The sequence below is a fragment of the Phenylobacterium sp. SCN 70-31 genome (assembly GCF_001724605.1).
GTDB lineage: Bacteria > Pseudomonadota > Alphaproteobacteria > Caulobacterales > Caulobacteraceae > Phenylobacterium.
Genome location: NZ_MEEX01000019.1, coordinates 96,687 through 120,415 on the forward strand (window position 1 = coordinate 96,687; position 23,729 = coordinate 120,415).

General features: G+C 70.7%; 23 protein-coding genes. 12 read left to right on the top strand and 11 right to left on the bottom strand.

The window, feature by feature from the left end:
* Positions 1–176: 176 nt before the first annotated feature.
* Both ABS78_RS14940 and ABS78_RS14945 read left to right on the top strand, forming a co-directional pair.
* Positions 177–1,010 carry an ABC transporter permease gene (locus ABS78_RS14940; protein WP_293380806.1) on the top strand — a complete coding sequence of 278 codons (834 nt, stop codon included), beginning with the start codon at positions 177–179 and terminating at the stop codon, positions 1,008–1,010.
* Positions 1,007–1,753, top strand: coding sequence for an ABC transporter ATP-binding protein (locus ABS78_RS14945; RefSeq protein WP_293380809.1), 747 nt, complete (start codon positions 1,007–1,009; stop codon positions 1,751–1,753). The genes ABS78_RS14940 and ABS78_RS14945 overlap by 4 nt, the downstream gene beginning before the upstream one ends.
* Here the strand turns inward: ABS78_RS14945 and ABS78_RS14950 are convergent.
* Positions 1,750–3,444 carry a glycosyltransferase family 4 protein gene (locus ABS78_RS14950; RefSeq protein WP_293380812.1) on the bottom strand — a complete coding sequence of 565 codons (1,695 nt, stop codon included), beginning with the start codon at positions 3,442–3,444 and terminating at the stop codon, positions 1,750–1,752. The two genes, ABS78_RS14945 and ABS78_RS14950, sit on opposite strands and share 4 nt — an antisense overlap.
* A 92-nt stretch (positions 3,445–3,536) precedes the next feature.
* Here ABS78_RS14950 and ABS78_RS14955 point away from each other — a divergent pair, with 92 nt between their 5' ends.
* Positions 3,537–5,327 (top strand): M3 family oligoendopeptidase, encoded by a 1,791-nt coding sequence (locus ABS78_RS14955; RefSeq protein WP_293380815.1) that lies wholly within the window; start codon positions 3,537–3,539, stop codon positions 5,325–5,327.
* A gap of 50 nt (positions 5,328–5,377) precedes the next feature.
* Here the strand turns inward: ABS78_RS14955 and ABS78_RS14960 are convergent, their stop codons facing one another.
* The 3 genes from ABS78_RS14960 to tkt form a co-directional block, all read right to left on the bottom strand.
* Positions 5,378–7,417, bottom strand: coding sequence for a S9 family peptidase (locus tag ABS78_RS14960; protein WP_293380818.1), 2,040 nt, complete (start codon positions 7,415–7,417; stop codon positions 5,378–5,380).
* Positions 7,418–7,511: 94 nt separating this feature from the next.
* A complete protein-coding gene (purT, locus tag ABS78_RS14965) occupies positions 7,512–8,708 on the bottom strand; it encodes a formate-dependent phosphoribosylglycinamide formyltransferase (RefSeq protein WP_293380821.1) in 1,197 nt (398 codons plus the stop codon).
* 189 nt (positions 8,709–8,897) lie between these two features.
* Entirely contained in the window at positions 8,898–10,865 is a 1,968-nt protein-coding gene (gene tkt / locus ABS78_RS14970; RefSeq protein WP_293380824.1) for a transketolase, read from the bottom strand.
* A 136-nt stretch (positions 10,866–11,001) separates the two neighbouring features.
* Here tkt and ABS78_RS14975 point away from each other — a divergent pair, with 136 nt between their 5' ends.
* Together ABS78_RS14975 and zapA are read left to right on the top strand one after the other, a co-directional pair.
* Positions 11,002–11,277 carry a DUF4164 family protein gene (locus ABS78_RS14975; protein WP_293380827.1) on the top strand — a complete coding sequence of 92 codons (276 nt, stop codon included), beginning with the start codon at positions 11,002–11,004 and terminating at the stop codon, positions 11,275–11,277.
* A gap of 3 nt (positions 11,278–11,280) precedes the next feature.
* Positions 11,281–11,607, top strand: a complete 327-nt coding sequence (gene zapA, locus ABS78_RS14980) for a cell division protein ZapA (protein ID WP_293380830.1) — start codon at positions 11,281–11,283, stop codon at positions 11,605–11,607.
* A gap of 10 nt (positions 11,608–11,617) precedes the next feature.
* On the opposite strand, the gene ABS78_RS14985 is transcribed toward zapA, so the two are convergent.
* Positions 11,618–12,658 (bottom strand): fatty acid desaturase, encoded by a 1,041-nt coding sequence (locus tag ABS78_RS14985; RefSeq protein WP_293380833.1) that lies wholly within the window; start codon positions 12,656–12,658, stop codon positions 11,618–11,620.
* Positions 12,659–12,892: 234 nt separating this feature from the next.
* Here ABS78_RS14985 and ABS78_RS14990 point away from each other — a divergent pair, with 234 nt between their 5' ends.
* Together ABS78_RS14990 and ABS78_RS14995 are read left to right on the top strand one after the other, a co-directional pair.
* On the top strand, positions 12,893–13,612 hold the full coding sequence (locus tag ABS78_RS14990) for a 5-formyltetrahydrofolate cyclo-ligase (RefSeq protein ID WP_293380836.1): 720 nt from the start codon (positions 12,893–12,895) through the stop codon (positions 13,610–13,612).
* On the top strand, positions 13,612–14,451 hold the full coding sequence (locus ABS78_RS14995; RefSeq protein WP_293380839.1) for a TIGR00282 family metallophosphoesterase: 840 nt from the start codon (positions 13,612–13,614) through the stop codon (positions 14,449–14,451). The genes ABS78_RS14990 and ABS78_RS14995 overlap by 1 nt, the downstream gene beginning before the upstream one ends.
* Before the next feature lie 120 nt (positions 14,452–14,571).
* Here ABS78_RS14995 and ABS78_RS15000 read toward each other — a convergent pair whose 3' ends face one another.
* On the bottom strand, positions 14,572–16,311 hold the full coding sequence (locus tag ABS78_RS15000) for an ATP-binding protein (protein WP_293380842.1): 1,740 nt from the start codon (positions 16,309–16,311) through the stop codon (positions 14,572–14,574).
* 186 nt (positions 16,312–16,497) lie between these two features.
* Between ABS78_RS15000 and ABS78_RS15005 the strand changes: the two genes are divergently transcribed.
* Entirely contained in the window at positions 16,498–16,848 is a 351-nt protein-coding gene (locus ABS78_RS15005) for a phage holin family protein (protein WP_293380845.1), read from the top strand.
* A 15-nt stretch (positions 16,849–16,863) separates the two neighbouring features.
* Here ABS78_RS15005 and ABS78_RS15010 read toward each other — a convergent pair whose 3' ends face one another.
* Together ABS78_RS15010 and ABS78_RS15015 are read right to left on the bottom strand one after the other, a co-directional pair.
* A complete protein-coding gene (locus tag ABS78_RS15010; protein WP_293380848.1) occupies positions 16,864–17,544 on the bottom strand; it encodes a DUF1345 domain-containing protein in 681 nt (226 codons plus the stop codon).
* Positions 17,541–18,077 carry an ATP-binding protein gene (locus tag ABS78_RS15015; protein WP_363083339.1) on the bottom strand — a complete coding sequence of 179 codons (537 nt, stop codon included), beginning with the start codon at positions 18,075–18,077 and terminating at the stop codon, positions 17,541–17,543. Before ABS78_RS15015 ends, ABS78_RS15010 begins: the two co-directional genes overlap by 4 nt.
* Here ABS78_RS15015 and ABS78_RS15020 point away from each other — a divergent pair.
* The gene (locus tag ABS78_RS15020; protein WP_293380854.1) at positions 17,995–18,432 is read left to right on the top strand and encodes a FecR family protein; all 438 of its coding nucleotides are present in this window, start codon (positions 17,995–17,997) and stop codon (positions 18,430–18,432) included. The two genes, ABS78_RS15015 and ABS78_RS15020, sit on opposite strands and share 83 nt — an antisense overlap.
* The gene (locus tag ABS78_RS15025; RefSeq protein WP_293380857.1) at positions 18,429–19,007 is read left to right on the top strand and encodes an OmpA family protein; all 579 of its coding nucleotides are present in this window, start codon (positions 18,429–18,431) and stop codon (positions 19,005–19,007) included. Before ABS78_RS15020 ends, ABS78_RS15025 begins: the two co-directional genes overlap by 4 nt.
* Positions 19,008–19,046: 39 nt before the next feature.
* Here the strand turns inward: ABS78_RS15025 and ABS78_RS15030 are convergent, their stop codons facing one another.
* Genes ABS78_RS15030 through ABS78_RS15040 form a run of 3 tightly spaced genes read right to left on the bottom strand, consistent with a single transcriptional unit; the run spans position 19,047 to position 22,460 of the window.
* Entirely contained in the window at positions 19,047–21,200 is a 2,154-nt protein-coding gene (locus ABS78_RS15030) for a CHASE2 domain-containing protein (protein WP_293380860.1), read from the bottom strand.
* Entirely contained in the window at positions 21,175–22,137 is a 963-nt protein-coding gene (locus tag ABS78_RS15035) for an MBL fold metallo-hydrolase (RefSeq protein WP_293380863.1), read from the bottom strand. The genes ABS78_RS15030 and ABS78_RS15035 overlap by 26 nt, the downstream gene beginning before the upstream one ends.
* Positions 22,138–22,139: 2 nt before the next feature.
* Positions 22,140–22,460: an STAS domain-containing protein gene (locus tag ABS78_RS15040; RefSeq protein ID WP_293380866.1), complete on the bottom strand. Its 321-nt coding sequence runs from the start codon at positions 22,458–22,460 to the stop codon at positions 22,140–22,142.
* 332 nt (positions 22,461–22,792) lie between these two features.
* Between ABS78_RS15040 and ABS78_RS15045 the strand changes: the two genes are divergently transcribed.
* Positions 22,793–23,113: a hypothetical protein gene (locus ABS78_RS15045; protein ID WP_293380876.1), complete on the top strand. Its 321-nt coding sequence runs from the start codon at positions 22,793–22,795 to the stop codon at positions 23,111–23,113.
* On the top strand, positions 23,104–23,729 hold a 626-nt coding region (locus ABS78_RS15050), incomplete at its 3' end, for a TonB-dependent receptor plug domain-containing protein (RefSeq protein ID WP_363083343.1). The genes ABS78_RS15045 and ABS78_RS15050, both read left to right, overlap by 10 nt.

A 23,729-nucleotide genomic window follows, 5' to 3' on the forward strand; every position in this document is an offset into this window, starting at 1 on the left:
GGCCACGCGCCCGGCTAACACGCCCGTCGCGTCGTGGCAAAACGCCCTCGGCCGCCTGCCGAACCGGGGCCATCCTTGCGCCCGAATCCCGCGGCTGATACCTCGCCTGCCTTCTGTGGTGTCCGCCTTCCGTCGGGCCACCCTTCTGCCGGACCCGCCTTCTGTCGAGAGAGGCCATGCAAACCGCCACCCACATGCTGCGGACGGGGCAGCGCGGCGCGCTGTTCCAGCTTCAGATGGCGCAGCGGGATCTGCGGAACTCGTTCGGGCGGATCGGGCTGGCCTGGTCGCTCGCCACGCACGACGTGAAGTCCCGCTATCGCGGATCGGTCCTCGGCCCGTTCTGGATCACGCTCTCGATGGGGCTGATGGTGCTGGGCATCGGCATCCTGTACGCGAGCCTCTTCAACATCCCGCTGGCGCAGTTCCTGCCCTATGTGGCGCTCGGCATCGTCTTCTTCGGGGTCATGACCGGCGTCATCAACGAAGGGTGCGAGGCCTTCGTGCTGGCGTCGGGGATCCTCTCCCAGACCAACCTGCCGATGCTGACCTTCGTCTGGCGCACGGTCTTTCGGAACCTGATCAACCTCGCCCACCACATGGTCATCGTCGTGGCGATGCTCACCCTCTACGGCTACTGGGGAAAGGCCGACATCCCTCTCGCCATTCTGGGCGTCCTGCTGATGCTGATGAACGTGAGCTGGGCGTCACTGCTCGCGGGGATCGCGTCGGCGCGCTACCGCGACGTCCCCCAGATCGTGGTCTCGATCATGCAGTTCGCGATCTTCATGACCCCGGTGTTCTGGCTGCCCGACCGCTTCGGCAAGCACCAGGTCTTCCTCGACTACAATCCGTTCTACCACCTCCTCCACGCCGTCCGCGGACCGATGCTGGGACAGCCGGTGTCGGGCCTGACCTACACCGTGCTGATCGCGATGGCGCTGGTCGGCTGGACCCTGGCCTTCCTCATCTTCGCCCGCACGCGCCGGCGGCTGGTGCACTACCTATGACCGGCGCCTCGATCACCTGCACCGACCTGACGATCCGATTTCCCGTCTACGGGGCCGACGCCAAGTCCCTGAAGAAGGCCCTGGCGCGCGCGGTGAACGTGGGAGGCGTCCTGGGCCGCCATGCCGGCGTCACCGATGTCACGGCGCTCAGCAACGTCAACCTCAGGCTCGGGGCCGGGGACCGCCTGGGCCTCATCGGGCACAACGGGTCGGGCAAGACCACGCTGCTGCGCGCCCTGTCGGGGGCCTACGAGCCGGACGAAGGCACGATCGAGGTTCAGGGGCGGATCGCCTCGCTTCTCGACCTCGGCCTGGGGATAGATCCCTCGGCCACCGGCTATGACAACATCCGCCTGCGCGGTCGCATCGCGGGCCTGTCCTCGCGCGAGATCGACGAGCGTATGGACGAGATCGCCGACTTCACGGGCCTGGGGCCGTTCCTGGCGATGCCGGTGAAGACCTATTCGGCCGGCATGCAGGGCCGCCTGGCCTTCGCCGCCGCGACGGCGGTCGAGTGCGACGTCCTGCTGATGGACGAGTGGATCGCCGTGGGCGACGCCGACTTCCAGAAAGTGGCGCACAAGCGCCTGCTGAAGCTGGTCGAACGCGCCGGCATCCTGGTGCTGGCCACGCACGAAGCGCCGCTGCTCAAGCTGTACTGCAACAAGGTGATGAAACTCGAGGGCGGCGTCGCCTCCGAGGTGGTGGACATCCGCAGGCTGGACGAGCTTCTGAAGACCTAACCCGCCGCCAGCCAGTCGAGCAGGCCGTACTTGGACATCCAAGCCAGTCCCAGCTCGACGGCCCGGCGGTGCGCCGTCGGAAACGTCAGCAGCACGTCCCGCACCGTGGCGCCGCCCCGTACGGCGATGACTTCGAAAGCCTGGGCGCAGGTCTCGGGCGGCGCGCGAAAGCCGGAAAAGGCCGTGTCCAGCCCGGCCAGTTCGCGGACCTGATCCGCCGTCGCGCCGCGTGCGGGCGCCAGCCAGGTGTCGAGCGTCAGCGCCGTGTTGGCGAAACCGGCGAAGTCCCGGAACGGATCGCCCTTCACGGGGTCCGAGGCCGGACGCGCCAAGGGATCGACGCCGGCGGCGCGCACGGCGGCCAGTTCGTCGGTGAGCGCCCGGATCTGACGCGCCACGATCGGCCAGTCCAACGTTTCGGCCACCCGAGCCCGCCCCGCCGCGCCCATCCGTCGGCGCAGATCCCGCGAAGCCGCCAGCGCCGCCAGGGCCTCGGCCGCCTTCCCGACATGCACCGCCGTATGCTGGGCCACCGCGCCCACATAGGCCTGATAGGAGGACTGCTCGACGGTGTGCCGCTCGACAAGATGCGCGCCTACGCCCCCGCCGGCCGGCCCCCCCTGGGTGGGAACCAGGACGCCCTCGATCCCGTCGCGCACGGTCGAGCGGTAGCCGTCCCAGTCGCTGACCACGACCGGCAGGCCCGCGGCCATCGCCTCGACCGGCGTGATGCCGAAGGTCTCCTGGATATTGTCGACCAGCGACAGGAAGATGTCGGCGGCGGCCCACAGGTCTTCCAGGCGCGCGCGGTCGTTGCCGTCGACGAAGCGCACCTCGACGTCGGGGGCGTGCCGGCGCGCGGCCTGCTCGTAGAGCTCCCGGTCTTGCTCGCCGGGAAACCAGCCGGCCAGGGCGAAGGTGATTCGCCGGCCAGCCGACGCCTGCGCGATCTGCACCGCCTTGAACATCGGCTGCGGAAAGGCCTTCTCGAAGTAGGACAGCCGCCCCACCCACAGAACCAGCACGTCGTCTTCGGCCACGCCGAGCCCGTCGCGGCCCCGCGCCCGCGCCTCGGGCCGGTCCGCCAGCTCGGCGAAACCGCCCGCATCGACGCCCAGGGGAATCACCGGCAGCCGCGGCCGCGGCGGCGGCGCGCCGCCGGTTCGCGCCGCAAGATGCTCGCCCCATCCGGCGAACATCGCCTCCAGGGCGTCGCGGACGCTGGGCGAGGTGCAGATCAGCGCGTCCCAGTCGTGCATCGGCGCCACCTGGGTCATGGCGATCATCTGGCGCATCGTCGGCGGTGCGATGGTGTGGATCAGTCCCACGAGGCTGTAGGCGCGATCTCCCGACCGGCGCCGGCGCATCCAGGCTAGGTCGTAGAGTTCCGGCTGCCCCCGCAGCAGCGCCCCGGCCGCCTCGGGCGCCTTCGACCGACTGAGCAGCGCCGTCTCGATGCGGGTGACGGCCGGCTGGGCGCCGAACAACGCCTGCGAAAGCTCTACCGGGTCCGCCGGCTGGAACGTCATGACATCGAGAGCCTCGTAGCCCGCGTGCCGCGCCAACGCCTGCCAGAGCTGGAGGTTCGCCACATCCTTCCCGAACGGATTGGCGCCCAGCCCCATGCGCCCCGGCGGATGCAGGATGGCCAGGCGCCCAGCGGGAGCGCCGGATTCACCGGAGACGATCATCGGCGCGTTGTAGAATGGGGCGCGGGACGCCGTCGATGGCCAGGAACGCCCCCGCTTGGCCGGGCGTGCGCCGCGGCGCTAAGGTCGGCCCCATGAACGCGCCCTTCAAGACCGACACCCTTCCCACCTGGCGGCTCGACGATCTCTACGCCAGCCGCGAAGACCCGCGGATCGAGACCGATCTGACCGAGGCCGAGCGGGTGAACGGGGAACTGGCCAGGCTCGAGGGCCGGATGATCGCCACCCGGTCGCGACCGGCCGAGCTGGGCGGAATCATCGACCGCGGGATCGAACTCTACGAGCAAGCGGTGAACCTGATGTGGGGCGTGGGCGCCTACGCCTCGCTTTCGGCCTCAACGGCGCGCGACGATCCGGCCTGGTCCAAGTTCGAGGCCGATCTCCGGGCGCGATCCGCCCGGATCGGCGCCATGAGCCTGTTCTTCACGCTGGAGATCAACCGGCTGGAGGACGACGAGCTGGAGGCCGCGCTGAAGGCGCACAAGCCGGCGGGTCGCTGGCGGCCCTGGCTGCGCCAGGTCCGGGCGGGCCGCCCTCACGAGCTGACGGCCGACCTCGAACGCATCCTCATCGACAAGGCGCCGGCCGTCGCCAACTGGGCGCGCCTGAGCGACGAGACCCTGGCTCGGCTGTCGGCCCGCGTCGCCGGCGAGACCCTGACGCTTTCCGAGCTGCTGAACCGCACGTCCGATCCCGATCCGGCGCATCGCAAGGCCGCCGCGCAGGCGCTGGCCAAGGCCCTGGCCGAGCGCGCGCCGACGCTGGCGCTCGCGCTCAACACCCTGGCTTTCGAGAAGCAGGTCGAGGACCGCTGGCGCAAGTATCCCACGCCCGCCGCGTCCCGCCACCTGGCCAACGAGGTGGACGCCGACGCCGTGGAGGCCCTGGAGGCGGCGGTGGTCGAGAGCTACGCCGCAGTGAGCCACCGCTATTATCGGCTCAAGGCGCAGGTCCTCGGCCGCAAACACCTGGACCACTGGGACCGGAACGCCCCTCTCGACCAGGGGGCGCCGCGCACCTACGGCTGGGACGAGGCGAAGGGCATCGTGCTGGAGAGCTTCGAGGCGCTGGCCCCGCAGTTCGCCGACACGGCGCGCACCTTCTTCGCCCAGCCCTGGATCGACGCAAGGCCGCGGCCGGGCAAGCAGTCGGGCGCCTATTCCCATTCCGTGACGGCCAACCGGCACCCCTACGTCTTCATGAACTACATGGGCGAGCGGCGCGACGTGCTCACCCTGGCGCACGAGCTGGGCCACGCCGTTCACCAGACCCTGTGCCAGCCGCTGGGCACGCTGCTCGCCAGCACGCCGCTGACCCTGGCGGAAACCGCCTCGATCTTCGGCGAAGGCCTGGTCTTCGAGAAGCTGCTGGGCGAGGCGAGCAAGGCCGAGCGCCGGGGCCTGCTCGCCGGAAAGATCGAGGACGGGATCAACACGGTCGTCCGCCAGATCGCCTTCCACAGGTTCGAGACCCGTTTCCACGCCGCGCGCCAGCACGGCGAACTGTCACCCGACGAGATCGGCGGCCTCTGGATGGAGATCATGCGCGAGAGCCTGGGGCCGGCCGTGCGGCTGGACAACGGCTACCGCCACTACTGGGCCTACATCAGCCACTTCGTCCACGCGCCGTTCTACGTCTACGCCTACGCGTTCGGGGACCTGCTGGTTCGGGCCCTGATGGAGAAGCGCCGGGAGGACCCCGCCAGGTTCGCGCCCCTGTACGAACAGCTTTTGGCGGCCGGGGGCACGAAGACCTACGTCGAGGCGCTGGCGCCCTTCGGCCTCAACCCCCGTGAAAAGGCCTTCTGGGCGGCGGGCATGCGGCAGATGGAACGCCTGGTCGACGAGTTCGAAGCGCTCGTCTGAGCCCGGGACAGCGACGGCCGGGATGCGCCCCGGCCGTCGCCCGAAGATGCTCAGAAGCCGGAGGCCTTGAGACCGTCCATCGCCGTCTTGAGGCCGGGCGAGAACTCGGCGCCATGGATCACCTGGATGGACGAGCCGTTCAGGGCGTCGCCGAACGGCTCGGACCGGCCGCCCAGGCAGCGCTCGAGGAAGTGCTCGGTCGCGGCGTTGAAGGCCAGGTTGTTCTGCGGCCGGGCGAAGCCGTGGCCCTCGTCCGGGAACAGGATGTAGGTCACCGGAATGCCCTTGGCCTTCATGGCGTCCACGATCTGGTCGCTCTCGGCCTGCTTCACGCGCGGATCGTTGGCGCCCTGGCCGATGAGCAGCGGCCTCTTGATCTGGTCGGCCTTGAACAGCGGCGACCGCTCCTTCAGCAGGGCCTGGCCCTCGGGCGTGGCGGGATCGCCGATCGTGCGGTTGAACTGGGCCTTCGCCGCCTCCCAGTACGGTGGGATGGTGGCCAGCAGCGTGGTCAGGTTGGACGGCCCCACGATGTCCACGCCGCAGGCGAACGCGTCGGGCGTGAAGGCCAGCCCTGCCAGGGTGGCGTAGCCGCCGTACGATCCGCCCATGATGGCCACCTTGTCGGCCGTGGTGACACCGTGCTTCACCGCCCAGTCGACGGCGTCGAGCAGGTCGTCGTGCATCTTGCGGCCCCACTCCTTGTCGCCGGCGTTGATCCAGGCTTTCCCGAAACCCGTCGAGGCGCGGAAGTTGGGCGAGAGCACCGCATAGCCGCGGTTGGCCAGCCACTGGTGGTAGCCGTTGTAGCCGTAGACATCGCGACCCCAGGGACCGCCGTGGACCAGCAGCACGAGCGGAACCGCCGTCTCGGGCTTGCCGTCGCCGTCCTTGTCCGCGCCCGGCGGCAGGGTCAGGTACGAGACCTGGGTGTGGCCGTCGCGGGTCTTGATCTCCACGGGGTGCATGGGCTGCAGCGGCGCGCCCTCCAGCTCGGGCCGCGTCACGTAGAGCCGGGTCAGCGACTTCGCCGTCCGGTCGTAGAGCCAGAGCGCGGCCGGCGCCGTGACCGGGTCTTCGTTCACGGTCCACAGACGGTTGTCGTCGCTGCGCGAGGTGATCGCCACCTGGCCCTTCAGGCGACTCTTGAGGAAGTCGAGGTCGGCCTTTGCGGCAGCGTCCAGCGGCCGCCACTCGGTCTTCAGATAGTTGACCGAATAGGCCTCGATCTTGCCCGTGATAGGGTTGGCGGCGGCGCCCTGGACGTCGGCGCGGGCGTCCTCGCCGAGGATGGTGGTCTTGCCGGTCCTGACGTCCTGGGCGATCAGGGCGGCGGTGTTCCGGCCCCGGCTGTCCAGCCAGTAGAGGGTGGAGCCGTCGTTGTCGAAGCCGGCCGGCGCGGTGGTCAGCGCATCCTCCGCGGGGATGATGTGCGCCGGCGTCGCCGACACCGTCTGGCCGTCGATGGCGAACACCTCCTGGCCGCCGTCGGCCCGGGGCTTCAGCGCGTATCGGACGCGGAGCTGCTCGTCGGCGACGAAGCCGCCGAAGGCGTCGTTCTTGAACACCAGGGTCAACGCGCCGGTCTTCAGGTCCAGGCTGTGGACGTCGAACCAGCGCGGGTCGCGGTTGTTCACGCTGATCAGGATGCGATCCTTGACGTTGCGGCTGACCGCGATGATCTCGGCCCGCGTCTTGTCGAAGGGCGTCAGCGCCTTCTGCGTCCCGGTGGCGACGTCCACGCCGTAGACCTTGAAGTTCTCGTCCCCGCCGGTGTCGGTGATGAACAGGATCGAGCCCGAGTCCGGAGCCCAGTAGTAACCACGCACGGGCCGCTGTTTCTCCGCCGTCATGGCGCGCGCCTTCGCAGGATCCGAGACCGGCGCCACCCACACGTTCAGCACCCCGTCGCGGGGCGCGATCCAGGACAGCCACTTGCCGTCTGGGCTGACGCGGCCCGCGGTCTTGCTGGGATTGCCGAACAGCTTCGTCCGCTCGATCAGCGGCGCGGGGGTCTGGGCGGTGGCGGCCACGCCTCCGGCTGCGACGGTGGCGACGGCGACGGCGGTTGCGATCAGATGGCGGCGCATGTGGTGTCCCTGAGGCGGTTGTGGATCGAGCCTAGACCGGCCGCGAACGCCTCGCCAGGGCATGTCCGCCTCTCCTCGCCCGGAGGGACAGCCTCTACCCCGCGACCGGCCTAACCTTGCCCGCGGCCTCCCGCGCCCGGTCGCGGGCCTCTTCCACGTCGGCGGCGCGGGCCAGGGCTACGCCCATGCGGCGGCGCTCGAAGCTCTCGGGCTTGCCGAACAGGCGCAGGTCGGCGCCCGGAACGGCCAACGCCTCGTCTACGCCCTCGAAGGCGATCCCCCGGGCGTCCATCCCGCCGTAGATCACGGCGCTGGCGCCCGGCTCGCGCAGCCCGGCGTCGGTGGGCAGGCCCAGGATGGCGCGGGCGTGCAGGGCGAACTCGGACTGGTGCTGGGTGACGAGGGTGACGAGGCCGGTGTCGTGCGGCCGGGGGCTGACCTCCGAGAACCAGACGTCGTCGCCCTTCACGAACAGCTCGACGCCGAACAGGCCCAGGCCGCCCAGCGCGGTGGTGACGGCGGCGGCGATGTCCCGGGTCTTCGAGAGCGCCGCCGCCGACATCGGCTGGGGCTGCCAGCTCTCCACATAGTCGCCTTTCACCTGCCGATGGCCGATGGGCGCGCAGAAGCTGGTCTCGACGACCCCGCCCGCCAGGCTGCGGACGGTGAGCTGGGTGATCTCGAAGTCGAAGTCCACGCGGCCCTCGACGATCACCCGCGGCTGCTCGACCCGTCCGCCTTCCAGGGCGTAGCGCCAGGCCTCGGCGATCTGGTCCGGCCGCTCGACATACGACTGGCCCTTGCCCGAGCTGCTCATCACCGGCTTCACGAAGCAGGGAAAGCCCGTGACCTCGGCCGCCGCCGTCGCCAGTTCCGCTTCGGACGCGGCGAAGGCGTAGGCGCTGGTGGGCAGGCCCAGCGCCTCGGCCGCCAGCCGGCGTATGCCCTCGCGGTTCATGGTGAGCTGCGCCGCGCGGGCGGTGGGGATCACCGTGGCCAGCCCGTCGGCCTCGATACGGGCCAATTCGTCGGTGGCGATGGCTTCGATCTCGGGCACGATCAGGTGCGGCCGCTCCCGCTCCACCAGCGCGCGCAGCGCGCCGGCGTCGGTCATGGCGACGACGTGGCTGCGATGGGCGACCTGCTGGGCCGGCGCACCGTCGTAGCGGTCGACGGCGATCACCTCGCAACCCAGCCGCTGGAGCTCGATCGTCACCTCCTTGCCGAGCTCGCCCGAGCCCAGGAGCATCACGCGGACGGCGGTGGGTGAGTTAGGCGTGCCGAGGCGCATGCTCGTTCTCCAGATCGTCGTGTGGGCCCGCTCCTCCCCCGAACCAAAGCGTTCGGGGGAGGGGGACCACGAAGTGGTGGAGGGGCCGCAAAACCCGTCCGCCGAGCCTGTGGCCCTGCGCCCCCCTCCGTCTCGTCGCGCGCCGCGCCGATCCACCTCCCCCGTCGTCTTCGCGACCGGGGAGGAGCGCTAGAGCTTCGCCTTCGCCGCGGCCGCGATGGCTTCGGGGGTGATGCCGAAGTGGGCGTAGAGGGCCTTGTCCGGCGCGCTGGCGCCGAAACCGGTCATGCCCACGAAGGCGCCGTCCGAGCCGATGAACCGGTCCCAGCCCTGGCGCACGCCGGCCTCCACCGCCACGCGCGCCTCGGTCTCGCCGATGACCGCGGCCTGATAATCCGCCGGCTGGGCCTCGAACAGCTCGAAGCAGGGGACCGAGACGACCCGCGTCCCGACGCCGTCGGCTTCCAGCAGGTCGCGGGCCGCCAGGGCGACCGGCACTTCCGTGCCCGAGGCGAAGATCGTCACCTGCGCCGGCTTCGAGGCGCCGACGAGCTGGTAGGCGCCCCGGGCCGACAGGTTCTCGCCCGCCGAATCGCGCACGCCGGCGGTCTTCTGCCGCGACAGCGCCAGGACCGAAGGCGTCTTGCGGGCGTCCAGCGCCAGTTTCCAGCACTCGGCCGTCTCCACCGCGTCGGCCGGGCGGAAGACGTTCAGGTTGGGCATGGCGCGCAAGCTGGCCAGGTGCTCCACCGGCTGGTGGGTGGGGCCGTCCTCGCCTAGGCCGATGGAATCGTGGGTGCCCACGTGGATCACGCGGACGCCCATCAGCGCCGCCAGCCGGATCGCCGGCCGGGCGTAGTCCGCGAACACCAGGAAGGTGCCGCCGTAGGGGATGACGCCGCCGTGCAGGGCCATGCCGTTCAGCGCCGCGGCCATGCCGAACTCGCGCACGCCGTAGTTCACGTAGCGGCCGGCGTAGTCGGGGGCGTCGAAGACCTGGGTGTTCTTGACGAAGGTGTTGTTCGAGCCGGTCAGGTCGGCCGAGCCGCCCAGCAGTTCGGGGATGTCCCCGAAGATCTGCTCCAGAACCGCGCCCGAGTGCTGGCGGGTGGCGGCGGCGGGCTTCTCGGCGGCCGCCTTGGCCATCAAGGCGTCCAGGCGCTCGAAGGCGCCGTGCGGCAGGTCGCCGGCCATCGCACGCAGGAACTCGGCCTTGTGCGGCGAGGCGGCCAGGCGCGCCTCCCAGGCCTTGCGGGCCTTGCCGCCGCGGCGGCCGGCCGAACGCCAGGGCTTCAGCGCCTCGTCCGGAACCACGAACGGGTCGTGGCTCCAGCCCAGCGCCTTGCGGGTGGCCGCGATCTCGTCCTTGCCCAGGGCCTTGCCGTGGACGTCGTGGGTGCCGCCCATGTTGGGGGCGCCTTTGCCGATCACGGTCTTGCAGGCGATCAGGCTGGGCCGGTCCTGCTTGACCGCCCAGGCGAGCGCCCGGCGGATCTGGCCCTCGTCGTGGCCGTCGATCCGCTTGGTGGTCCAGCCGGCGGCCTTGAAGCGGGCGATCTGGTCGGTGGCGTCCGACAGGCCCACGTGGCCGTCGATGGTGATGTCGTTGTCGTCCCACAGCACCGTGAGGCGCGACAGCTTAAGCCGGCCGGCCAGGCTGATCGCCTCGTGACTGATCCCTTCCATCAGGCAGCCGTCGCCCGCGATCACCCAGGTGCGGTGATCGACGAGGTCGGCGCCGAAGCGGGCCGCCAGCTTGCGCTCGGCCATGGCCATCCCGACCGCGGTGGCCAGGCCCTGACCCAGCGGCCCGGTGGTGGTCTCGACACCCGGGGTGTGGCCGTACTCGGGGTGGCCCGGGGTGTTGGAGCCGAGCTGGCGGAAGTCGCGCAGGCTCTGGGCCGTCACCGCCTTGAAACCCGACAGGTGCAGCAGGCTGTAGAGCAGCATCGAGCCGTGGCCCGCCGACAGCACGAATCGGTCGCGGTCGGCCCAGTCCGGCCGGGCGGCCTCATATTTCAGGAACTTCGTCCACAGCACCGTGGCCACGTCCGCCATGCCCATCGGCATCCCCGGATGGCCGGAGTTGGCCTGCTCGACGGCGTCCATCGAGAGGACGCGGATGGCGTTGGCCATGAGCTGGGTCGGCGCGGGCATCGTCTGTCGGGTCTTTCTGGCGGGAAGTTGCGGGCCGCCTCGCACGACGGGGGCCGGAAGGTCAAGAAAAGGCCCTGCAGATTTCGTGAGACTCACCCGCACGGGTATAGAAGGCCTGTCGGCTTCGGAGGATCGCATGAACCCCGGCGAGAATGCGCTGGATGTGGCGGCCAGGCGACTGGAGAACGCCCTGCACGTGCTGGAACAGCGCCTGGCCCAGCGGCTGAAGGCCGCCAGCGCGGACGCGGGCGGCCTGTTCGACCAGGACCGCGCCATGTTGGCGGCCGAACTGGACGCCGCCCGCGCCCGCGAACGCGAGCTGGAGGAAGCGGGCGCTCAGGCGTCCGAAGCGCTGGGCCGCGCGATCGACGAGATCCGCACCCACCTCAACGGCCAGGCCCAGGAGGCTTAAGCGATGGCCCAGCTCAACATCGACGTGAACGGCCGCCCCTATGCCGTCGGCTGCGAAGACGGGCAGGAGGGTCACCTGCTGGAGCTGGCCAGGCTGTTCGACCATCAGGTGCGGCAGGTCAGCCAGGACATGGGCCAGCTCGGCGACACGCGCCTGTTCCTGATGGGCGCGCTGCTGCTGGCCGACGAACTGCTCGACGCGAAGAACCGCCTGGCGGCCCTCCAGGTCGAGGTGGGCCGTCTCCAGGCCGACCGGTCCCGCATCGAGACCCGGGCCGTCGGCGCCCTGGAAGCCGCCGCCGCCAAGATCGAGAAGCTCGCGGCGGCGTAATCCCTCCCTACTAAGGGCGGGACCGCCGCATCCGCGCGACCAGCTTGCCCAGGGCCGGGAACAGCTCGCGCTCCTCGGCGCGGCGGTAGTCGTGATTGGCCGGCAGCGCCTCGACCAGCCGGCGGTGGGCCTCGCCGAGGTTGTGATAAGGCAGGCGCGGCATCAGGTGGTGCAGGGCGTGGTAGCGCAGGCCCACGGGCGCCCACAGGAACGGCAGCAGCGCCGGCGGCGGCACGTTCACCGAATCCAGGAACTGGTCCAGGGGCGCCATCACCTCTCCGTCGTTGTCCCAACGATGCGCCACCGCGGTGCGGACCTGGTTCAGGAAGGTCATCACCGCGAAGATCGCAACACCGACGATCAGCACCCGCCAAGGCAGCACGCCGGTCGCGGCCAGGCCGATCAGGCCCCAGCTCCACAGCCAGCAGGCGATCTCCTGCGCCAGCCAGGGCGCGCGGCCGGCGCGGTCGAAGTCCTCGCGCGAGAAGTGGGTGTTGATGACCATGCCCGAGGCCTTGGCGATCGTGAACCGCCGCACCGCCGGGATGAGGAAGCCCAGCGGAGCCAGCACCGCGAAGCGCAGCACGGTCCCCACCGGCGCCAGCAGGGCTATGCCCAGGAACACCGCCAGTTCGTAGAGAGGCCGCCGCGCGAGCGGATGATACTCGGGGTCGCGGGCTGTGCCGTAGCGGTCCTTGGCGTGGTGGAGGATGTGGACGCCCTCGTACAGCAGCGACGGCGTCAGCCACGGCACGCCGATCGCCACGTTCCAGGCGAAGTGGAAGAACGGAACGTCGTCCCGGCGCAAGTGCGTCAGCTCGTGGATGAAGCTGATCCCGCGGTACAGCGCCAGGACGCAGACAGCGCCTGCGATCCACGCCCAGCCGGCAGACGTCGAGGTGGCCGCGATCCAGAAGCTGAGCCAGGTGACGGCCGCCGTGACGGCCAAGTCTGTCCAATAGACCTTCGGATCGGCCCGCGTGAGGTCGCGGGCGATGTCGTTGGCCTGGCGGGCGAGGCTTTGTCCGGCGATGTCGGCGTGTGCGTTCAAGACGCCCGATGTAAGCCGCGCGGGGCCGCCGCCCAAGGGGAAAGCGACGCCGCGACGCCAGGGCGCGCCCACCCGCGCTCCCGCGGTGCGAACAAGGGCGCGCGCGTCGGCGCTTGAGGCGGGGGCGTCGGCGTCCTACCTTACGCTCGGCGGGTCCTGCTGCGGCTCTCGTCGAAGGCGAACATATTCCAGCGACCTTAATTCACTCATAGGGAGCTGTCCCTGCCGGGGATCGTGGTCCTCGGCAACACGGCGCCCACCTGGTCTATCCAGGTCGAGGGAATTGAACTGACCTTCACGGCTCTTCGCGGCGCCGCCACCCGTCTCCCGTTGCAGGCCGGTTTCCTGTTGCAGGCCCGTTTCCTGTTGCAGGCCCGTCCCGCTATAGCCGGGTCCGTGGACCCCAAGGCCGAACTGCGAACCCGGATGCGCGCCCTGCGCCGGCGGCTGGCCGCCGAAGCGCCGGACGCGGGCGTTCGCGCGGCGGCGAACCTGCCGCCCGGCTGGCCGGGCCGCCCGGTGGGCGCCTATGGCCTCTATCACCCCACGGGCTCGGAGCTCGACCCTTCGGCGATCCGGCTCGATGGCGAGCGCGCCCTGCCCGCCGTGATCGCGCGCGCCGCGCCGCTGGTCTTCCGCCGGCACGCGCCCGGGGGACCGCTCGCCCCGGACGCCCTGGGGATCGCCGCGCCGACCGAGGCGGCCGGACACGTCTGGCCCGATGTCCTGTTCGCCCCGGTCCTGGCCTTCGACCGGCGGGGCGGCCGGCTGGGCCAGGGCGGCGGCTTCTACGACCGCACCATCGCCGACCTCCGCGCGCGGGGGCCGCTGCTGGTGGTGGGTGTGGCCTTTGCGGGACAGGAGCTTCCAGAAGTTCCCATCGAGGCCCACGACGCGCGCCTCGACGCCATTCTGACGGAGACGGCCTTCATCCCCGTCGCTACAGGAACCTGATGCGTTTCGCCTTCTTCGGAGATGTGGTCGGCCGTTCGGGCCGCGACGGCCTGGCCGAACACCTGCCCGCCCTGCGCCGCCGGCTGGGCCTGGAGTTCGTGATCGTCAACGCCGAGAACGCCGCCGCCGGCTTCGGGATCACCGAGGCCACCGCGCGCGAGCTGTTCGACGCCGGCGCCGACTGCCTCACCCTGGGCAACCACTCGTGGGACCAGAAGGAAGCGCTGACCTACATCGTACGCGAGCCGCGACTGATCCGACCGCTGAACTATCCGCCGATGGCCGCCGCGCCGGGCCGCGGCGCCCAGCTCTTCGACACCCCGGACGGCAAGCGCATCCTGGTGGTGAACCTGCTGGGCCGGGTGTTCATGGACGCCCTGGACGACCCCTTCGCCGCGGTCGACAGGGAGCTGGAGGCCTGCCCCCTGGGCGCGGTCGCCGACGCGATCGTGGTCGACATGCACGCCGAAGCCACGTCCGAGAAGATGGCGATGGGCCACTTCTGCGACGGCCGCGCCACCCTCGTGGTGGGCACCCACAGCCACGTCCCGACCGCCGACGCCCAGGTCCTGCCCGGCGGCACGGCCTATCAGACCGACGCCGGCGCCTGCGCCGACTACGACAGCGTGATCGGCAACCAGAAGGAAGAGCCGCTGCGCCGGTTCACCACCCGCATCTCGGGCGGTCGCTACAAACCCGCCGAAGGCCCGGCGACGGTCTGCGGGGTCTTCGTGGAGACCGATCCGACCTCGGGCCTCGCCCGCCGCATCGAACCCATCCGCATCGGAGGGCGCCTCAAGGAGACGGTGCCCGGCCTGGAGGCGGCTGGCGCGTTCTAGGCGCAGCCTGGATTTCGACCGCGAACGAACGCGAACAGAACGAGGGTGGGAGGCCGCGCTGGCGCTCGTTCGCGTCTTTTCGCGTTCGTTCGCGGTTCAAAAAGGCCGCTTCGCGGCGCTCTACGCCGCCGCGTCCGAGCCTTCCGCCCGGGCGCTTCGGCCGGCGAGCGCCAGGCTGATGGCGCCGATCAGGGCCGCCGGCTGGACAGGCTTGTGCTGAAGGGCGTCGAAGCCCATCGCCTTCAGCCGCGCCTCCTCGCCGGCCATCGCGTCGGCGGTCAGCGCGATCACCGGCACATCGGAGCGTCCCGCCTGGCCGTCGCGGATCCGGCCCACCGCCTCGACCCCGTCCATCGTCGGCATGTGGACGTCCATCAGCACGACATCGAAGGCCGAGAGGCGCAGGCGATCCAGCGCCTGAGCGCCGTCGGCGGCCGTCTCGACCACGGCGCCTGACGCTTCCAGCACCGCGCGCGCCACGGTCTGGTTGATGGGGTTGTCGTCGGCCACGAGGATGCGCAGCGGCGGCAGCGCCTGGGCGTTCGCGTCCACCGGGCCGATCTCGACCTCGGCCTCGGGCAACGGCAGCCAGACGCGGAACGTCGAGCCGGCGCCCGACGCGCTCTCGACGGTGATCTCCCCGCCCATCATGGACGCCAGCTTGCGACAGATGGACAGGCCCAGGCCCGTTCCGCCGTAGCGCTTCGCCGTCGCCGCGTCGGCCTGGGCGAAGGGGCGGAAGATCTGGTTCACCTGATCGGAGCTCATCCCGATCCCCGTGTCCGCGACCGTGATCAGGACGCCGCCGTCCCCATCGGCCCCCGGCGCAGGGGCCAGATGGATGCGCACCTGCCCGTGCTCGGTGAACTTCAGCGCATTGGAGACGAGATTCTGAAGAATCTGGCGCACCCGGGTCTCGTCGCCCAGCACGCGCCGCGGCAGGCCGGGTGCGGCTTCGCATGTCAGCCCCAGACGCTTCGCCGCCGCCGCCTCGGCCCAGAGCTCGACCGTCTGGTCGCCCAGCGTCGCGAGGTCGAAGGCGGCCACCTCGAGGTCCATCCGGCCGGCCTCGATCTTCGAGATGTCGAGCACGTCGTTGAGGATGGCCAGCAGGCCGTCGCCCGAACGCAGGATCGTGTCCACGAAGCCTTGCTGCTTGGAATCGAGCGAGGTCCGCTGGAGCGCCCGGGCCATGCCCAATACGCCGTTCAGGGGCGTGCGCAGCTCATGGCTCACCATCGCCAGGAACGCCGACTTGGCGTCGTTGGCCGCCTCAGCGTTGCGCTGGGCGTCGGCCAGGATCGCGGCGGTCCGCATGTTGGCCCGCGCCGAAGCCGCCACATAGGTCAGCAGAAGGAAGAGGCCGATGGTGAGCGTGACCAGGGGCGCTCCCGAATAGCCGCCGAACACCACGGGCAGCACGAACCACATGAGCGCCGGCAGAACCCCCAGGGCCGCCAGGGCCACGGGGGATCGGAACGAGAAGCCCTGCGCATGGACCATCATCCCGGCGAGGATCGCCATCGCCGCCAGGCGGAAGGCCTCCTGGCCGTCCAGCCAGTAGAGCGCGGCCAATCCGCACCATGTGGCGCTGGCCGACAGCATCGCGCCGGCGTAGGCGACCCTCGCACGCCGGCTCATCGCCCGCCCCAAGCCGACGGCGCGGGTCGAGATCCGAGTCCATGTCTCGGTGAACAGGAAGGCGGTGAGCCACCCCGCGCCGATGGCAGGGCCGTAGATGTAACCCGTCAGCAGGGCGGCGGCGCCGCCCACGGCGAGCCGCACGGCGAAGATCTGGCGCGCGGTGGCGGCCACCGCGTCCAGGCGTTCGTCCAGCAGACTCTTCGCCCTCGCGCTCACGTCGTCCCGCCCCCTTCAACGGTCCCGACAGACAGCGGCCGCGCCTCCCCCGATGCGACGGCCTGTCGCAGGACGGTGCCCCAGAAACATGAACGGAGCCTTTTCGGAGCGCCGCGGGCGGGCTTTCCCCCGGCGTACGGCGCGGTCTAGGCTTGGGAGACAGCCGGTCGGAGGAGGATGGGCGGCATGGCGAAGTTCCTGATCCGGGCGGTGATCGCCGCCCTGGGCCTGTGGGTCGCATCAAGGTTCGTCCCGGGCGTGCATATGGACGACACGGGCACGCTGGTTCTGGCGGCCCTGCTGCTGGGGATCGTGAACGCGGTCGTGCGCCCGGTGGTGGTGATCCTGACGCTGCCGCTCACCCTGCTGACCCTGGGACTGTTCCTTCTGGTAGTGAACGCCGGGATGATCGGCCTGGTGGCCTGGTTCCTCGAAGGCTTCCGGGTCGACGGCCTGATCCCCGGCGTCCTGGCGGCGGTCATCACCGGCCTCGCCAGCTGGATCGGCGGGATCGCGCTCCGCGACGACCGGCGATAGGCCCCTTTGGGCGCTTCAGAGCAGCCCGGCCAGCAGGTTGATCGTCAGCGCCAGGATGAGGGTGTTGAAGACGAAGGCGATGAGGCTGTGGGCCGTGCCCAGCCGGCGCAGGCCCTTGCCGGTGAAGGCCACGTCCGCGGTCTGGGCGGCGACGCCGATGACCACGGCGAAGTGCAGGAAATCCCAGTAGTCGGGCGCCTCGCCGCCCGGAAAGGCCAGGCCGCCGCGGTCGGCTCCGGTCTCGGTGTGCGGCGTGTAGTATTCGTGGGCGTAGTGGACGGCGAAGACGGTCTGCATCGTCAGCCAGGAGGCCGTCAGCGTCACGGCCGCGCCGGCGATGCGCAGGGCCCGGCCCAAGCCGTCTTCATGCCGCGCCTGCGACAGCTCCAGGGCGACGGCGGCCAGGCTGACGACGCAGGCGGCCAGGATCAGCAGCAGCACGGTGAGCCGGCCCTGGTCCTGCTGCGCCGCACGGGTCCGGATCTCGGCCGGACCCTGGCCCGCCACGGCGTGCAGGGTCAGCCCGAGATAGGCGAAGCAGAAGGTGTTCCAGCCCGCCAGCACAGACACCGTCAGGCCGGGCCCCGGACCCGGACCGAGGGCCAGGGCGGCGCAGGCGCCGCCGGTCGCCGCCCCCAGCGCCAGCGCCGCCGCCAGGCGCGGCCGCCCCGAAAGCGCCGCGAACGGCCGGCTCATGCCAGCGCCAGTTCAAGCACGAGCCGATTGCGTCCTTTGCGCCGACGGTAGTCGGCGATGCGGCACCAGGCGCGGATCAGCTCCAGCCCCGCGCCACCGCCCCGCTCGACATTGGGGCCTTCGAAACACGCCTCCCGCGGGTCGAACGGCCGCCCCGCATCGGTCAGCGAGAGCCCGACCCATCCCGTCTTGCGCACGAACCGCAGACCGATGCGGCTGCCGGGCGGCGGAGCGCCGTGCTCGACCACATTGGCGATCCATTCCTCGACGACGATGGCCAGCCGGTCGGCCGTCTGGACCTCCAGCGCGCCCCCCGCAGCGAAGGCGCGGGCCAGATCCAGCGCACGACGCAATCCCGCCTCGTCGGCCGAAATTCGCGCGACAAGGGTATGAGATTCGGCGGGTGGGCGAAGCTGGTCTATGACGGGGCCTGGTTCGGAGGACTTCCAGATGCGCAGAGCGCTGATTGCAGGATTGCTGATGGCCGCCGGCCTGTCGACGCCGAGCATCGCCCTCGCTGAGATCGGACGCATCAAGAGCGTCGCCGGGACCGCGACAGTGATGCGCGACCGTGCGCCCCAGCCGGCGGCGCCGGGCTATCTGCTCCGGGTCAGCGACGTCCTGGTCACGGGCCCGAACGGCCGGATCGGCATCACCTTCGCCGACAACAGCCGCTTCTCCATCGGCCCCAACAGCCGGATCTCGATCAGCCAGTTCGAGTTCGACGACACCACCCACAAGGGCCGCTCGCTCACCACCGTCGACCGCGGCGCCCTGGGCGTCGTCTCGGGGCAGATCGCCAAGGAAAACAAGGACGCGATGAAGGTGCGCACCCCCACGTCGCTGCTGGCGGCGCGGGGCACGACCTTCGTGGTCGAGGTGCCATGAGCGCGCGGGCGGTTCTCGCCGCCACCCTCGGGGCCGGCCTGCTGGCCGGGTGCGCCTCGTCCAGCGTCAGCCTCCTGCAGGACGCCGGCGGCGGAACGGGCGCCGTGGCGGTCCTCGACGCCGAGACGGAATCCGAACTGGGCGCGCTCACCGAGGCCAACACGCAGGCCCGCCTGGGCGGCGGCGCCCTGTCGGTGCGGCCCGCCGACGCTTCGCGCTACGCCGACCTCATGGCGTGGCTGCCCGCGCCGCCGCGCGTCTATGTGATGTACTTCAAGCTTGGGACCACGGAACTGGACCCCGGCTCGCAGCCGGTGCTGGCGGCGCTGCGCGAGATCGTCAACGAGCGGTCCGACGTGCAGATCACCGGCCATACCGACACGGTCGGCGCATCCGACGCCAACGACCGGCTGTCGCTGGATCGGGCGGTCGAGATCCGCGCCGCCCTCGTCCGGCTGGGCCTGCCCCTGGCGAACGCCAAGGTCAGTGGCCGCGGCGAGCGCGAGTTGCTCCTCCCCACCGCGGACGGCGTGGCCGAGCCGGCCAACCGGCGCGTCGAGGTGATCGTCCGCTAACGCGGCCGTGAAGCCCGACGTCGAGGCCCCTGAGATCGTTCAGGCGACGTCGCGCCGACGCACGGCCAGGACCGTCAGATCGTCGCTGGGCTCCCCCCCGGCTTCGAACTCGCGCACCACGGCCACCAGCGCATCGACCGCCGCGGCCGCCGATCCGGCCTGTCCGGCGCGAGCCACGGCCTCGAGGGTCCGCGCGCGGCCGAACAGATCGCCCGCCGGGCTCTCGGCCTCGGTCATGCCGTCGGTGAACGCCACCAGCAGTTCGCCGGGCTCCAGCCTGTGGGTCTCGATCGCATAGGGGAACCATGGCGCGGCGCACAGCGGGGGACCGCCGCGCAGCTCCAGTTCCCGCACGCCGCCACGGCCATCGGCCACCAGCGGGTTCTCGTGGCCCGCGCAGCACAGCTCCAGCGTCCCGTCCCCGGGATGCAGCACGCCCACAAGCACGGAAACCGCCATCGCCTGACGGTTGTCGCGCGCCAGCTCGGCGTTGATCTCGCGCACGGCCACGTCCAAGGGCGTCGCGGGGCGGACGAGAAGGCTGCGGGCCAGCGCCTTCGACAGGGCCATGAACAGCGAGGCCGGCACGCCCTTGCCCGTCACATCGCCCACCAGGAAGCAGACGCGGCCATCGTCGAACGGAAAGGCGTCATAGAGGTCGCCTCCGACGGTCTTGGCGGGTTGCAGCACGGCGTCGATCTCGACGGCCGGCGAGATGCGATCCAGTTCCCCGCGCGGCAGCAGCATCCCCGACTGGATCTCGCTCGCCGCGGCCAGCTCGCCCGAGATGCGCGCCGCCGACAGCCGCTCGTCGTCCAGGGCGTGACGCAGGCGGGCCTGGACGCGGCGACCTTCCACGAACAGCAGGGTGACCACCACCGCCGACGTCGCCGCGCCAGGGATCAGCATCGGATACGGATCTATGACCATGTTGTTGAGGAAGGCCAGCCAGCTGGCGCCGAACGCCGCGGTCACCTCCACCGCCGCCCCGGCCAGCACCATCGCCAGCGAGGCGCGCGGGACCATCAGCCACGAAAGTAGCGCCAGGGCGAGGCCCAGCCCCCACTCCAGAGCCGGCGCCCACGTGGGACGCGCCAGGGCGGCGCCGCGCAATATGGCGTCGACCGCCTGGGCCTGGACGAAGACGCCGTAGGTCTCGGCGTCCCGCGGCGTGGTCACCACATCGGAAGTGCCCGCCGCCGTCAGGCCGACCAGGACGATGGAGTCCCGGAACACGTCGGCCGCCACGCCCTGACGCAGCAGGTCCGCCGCCGACCATGTGGGGTAGGCGGACCGCGGCTGGCCCTCCGCCGTCGGTGGGCGGCCGGCGAAGCGCAGTTCCATGCGCCCGCCCGCATCCACCTTGACGCCGTGCTCGCCGACTCGGATGGCGGTCAGCCCCGCCGCGCCGCCTTCGAGCCGGATCTCGGACACGTCCTCGGCCACCCGAACGAGATCGAGCGCCAGACTCGGCGTGAGCGTCCCGGCCGCCCGGCCCAGGAGGGGCACCCGGCGGATGAGGCCGTCGGCGTCGGGCGGGCCGTTGGCCAGGCCGTGCCCGAGGGCGCGGCTGTCCAGGACCTCGATGTTGGCCACCACGTCCGGATAGGCTGGGATCGCCTTCGGCTGCGGACCGGAGAAGCTCGCCTCGGGCGGAAGCGGCGGCGGGCGTTCGGTCTCGTCGTCCCGATCGAAGGAATCGGCGTCGACGCCGGCGCGGGCCAGGACGACCGGCTGACGCGCGATCACCTCGCCGAAGACCGCGTCCATAGAGGGCAGAGCCGCGATCTCGCCGGCGGCGGCCGGCGACAGTTCGTGGCGGAAGATCGAGACGAAGTCGCCCGGCGCCTGACGGTCGGGCTCGGCGAACAGGAAGTCGAAGCCGATGGCGACCGCGCCCCGGTCGGCGATCTGTTCGGTCAGACGGGCCAGGGCGTAGCGCGACCAGGGCCAGCCCCCGACGGCCGCCAGGCTCTCGGCGTCGATGGCCACGACATGCACCCGCGCGCTGGGCTCGAGGGGCGGAGACACCCGCTGATAGGTGTCGATCAGCGGCTGACGCAGCGCCGGCCCCACGGCCAGCAGCAGCATCGCCCCGGCGAGCGCCGCCAGCAACCCGGCCGCCCGCACGCGCAGGCGCGCGCGAGGCTCCAGTTCGCCGAAGGGATCAGACCTCGACGACGAGTCCGTCATAGGCGCAGATCACCGACAGGGGCGGACGGTCGCCGCGGACCAGCTCTTCGTAGCGCACCGTCTCGGCGTGCATGCGCTGGATGTCCTCGTCGGTGTAGGTCGGCTCGTGGTGGAAGAGGGCCAGCGTCCGGGCGCCGGCCGCCTGGCACAAGTCGACGGCCACCACGTTGGACGAGTGGCCCCAGTCCTGCTTGAGACTGACGGTGTCGCCCAGGGAATACATGGTGTCGCAGATCACGAGATCGGCGTCGGCGAAGAAGGCCTCGAACGCCTTCTCAGCGTCCATGTTCTCCACCTTGTGCTCGGAATCCGTGGAGTAGATGACCACCTTGCCGTTCTTCTCGAAGCGATAGCCGTACGAGTCGTGGCTGTGGTGCTGGGCCGCCAGCGTCACGGTCAGGCCGGCGGCGTCGAACGGGACGCCGGGCTCGTGGACCTGGAACTCGAACTTCGCCCGCAGCCACTCGAACGGAACCGGAAACGAGATCTCCTCCTGCTGGCGCCGCAGGGCCGCCTCGGCGTCGGGGTGGCCGGAGTGGACCACGATCGTCGCGGCGGGATTGAAGGCCGGCCCGAAGAACGGGAAGCCCATGATGTGGTCCCAGTGCAGATGGGACAGGAAGAAATGGTAGACGGGCGGGCGCCCGCCCGCGATCCGCCGGAACGAGTCGATCCCGAACTCGCGCAGGCCCGAGCCCATGTCGCAGACGATGAACGCGCCATCGGCCCCCTCGACCTCGACGCAGGAGGTGGCGCCGCCATAGGTCCCGTAAGTGGAGAACGGCAGCGTTTCCGCGGCGAAGCGCGCAGCCTCAGCCGTGTCGGCGAACGTCCGGCCGCCGGCGGCCGCGAGGGCCGCGGCGATCTTGCCCTGAACCGACCCGGCGGTCAGGGCCACCGGCAACGACCCGCGGGTTCCCCAGAAGCGCACCCGCATCGTCAGGCCTCGTCCACGATCTCGAACAGCATGTCGTAGCGGCTGATCTTCAGAATCTCGCGCATCTGCGCATTGGGGTTCGCCAACCGGATCGGGACGCCCTCTCCCGCCTCGCGCTGGGCCATGGTGAGCGCCCGCAGACCGCGCGAGGCCATGAAGTCGAGACCTGTGAGATCCACCACCAGAGCCCCGACGTCGCGCGCCTCGCGCGCGGCGGCCACGATCTGATCGGTGAAGGCATCGGCGGTGGTCGCATCCACCCGACCCGTCGGCGCGAAGATCAGACGGCCGCCAGCCTGGCGCACCGCGGATGCGAAGCTCATTGGACATTCCGCCACGCGCGCTCGGCCGCGACGGTCCCCGATATCCCGTTTCTGAACGCCAGACTGAAGGCGCCGCTGCGGTGGGCGCAACAGGATTCGCGCAAGCGGCGCCTTGTGCGCAGGGACGGACGTGCGCGCGCAAGCGAAAGAGCCCGACGCCCCACAGCGGCGGACGGGGTTCCGTCGGGTCATCGCATGTTGCGACGAAGTCGCGTTCTTTGACCTTAGTTGGGCGAACAATGAGATTTGTGTGGCGGAGCCGCAACAAACGCCATCACTATGGGCCAACTCAGGCCGGCCCGTTCCTAGAGGCTGCCGAGGGGAGGAAAGTAATGACGAAAAGCAGATTCTTCTGCGGCGGCTCCGTGCTGGCCGCGATGGTGGCGTGCGGCATGCCGGGCGCCGCGCTGGCCCAGAGCACTCCGACGGAGGTCGGGGAAGTGGTGGTCACCGGGTCGTTCATCCGGGGCACGCCCGAGGACGCGGCGCTGCCGGTCGAGGTGATCGGGGTCGACGAGCTTCAGCGGCGGGGCTCGCCGAGCACCATCGACCTGATCAAGGCCCTGCCGGTCAGCGGTCCGGTCCTGGGCGACACCAACCAGTTCTCCACAATCTCCGCAGCCTGGGCAGCCTGCGCACCCTCGTGCTGGTGAACGGCCGGCGCGTGGTCGCCTCGGCGGGCGCCGGCTCGGGCGGCGTCGACACCAACCTGCTTCCGGTCTCGGCCATCGGCCGCGTCGAGGTCCTGAAGGACGGCGCCGCGGCGACCTACGGCTCCGACGCCATCGCCGGCGTCGTGAACTTCATCACCCGCACCAATTTCGACGGCGCAGAAGTCAGCGGCGACTATCGCCTCGTGGACGGCTCCAAGGGCGACTACAATCTCAGCGCCATCTACGGAAAGCGCTTCGACAACGCCAGCTTCCTGGTCTCGGCGGGCTATCAGCATCGCTCGGAGTTGAAGACGACCGACCGCGACTGGTCCTATCTGCCCTATCTGACCAACCCTTCGGGCTGGTCGGTGCTTGGGCAGCCGCCGTCCTTCCTGCCGCTCAGCGCCGCCGGCACGCCGGTCGCGGGCGTCCAGCGCGACGCCAACTGCGAGGCCGTCGGCGGCTACGCCGGCTTCACCGGAACGACGCCAGCCTGCTACTTCACCTACATTCCCTTCGACAATCTGGTCGAGGTCGAGAACCGCTACCACGTCTTCGCCCAGGTCGACGTCGACCTGAACGAGACCACCAAGTTCCATGCCGAGGCCTACTGGGC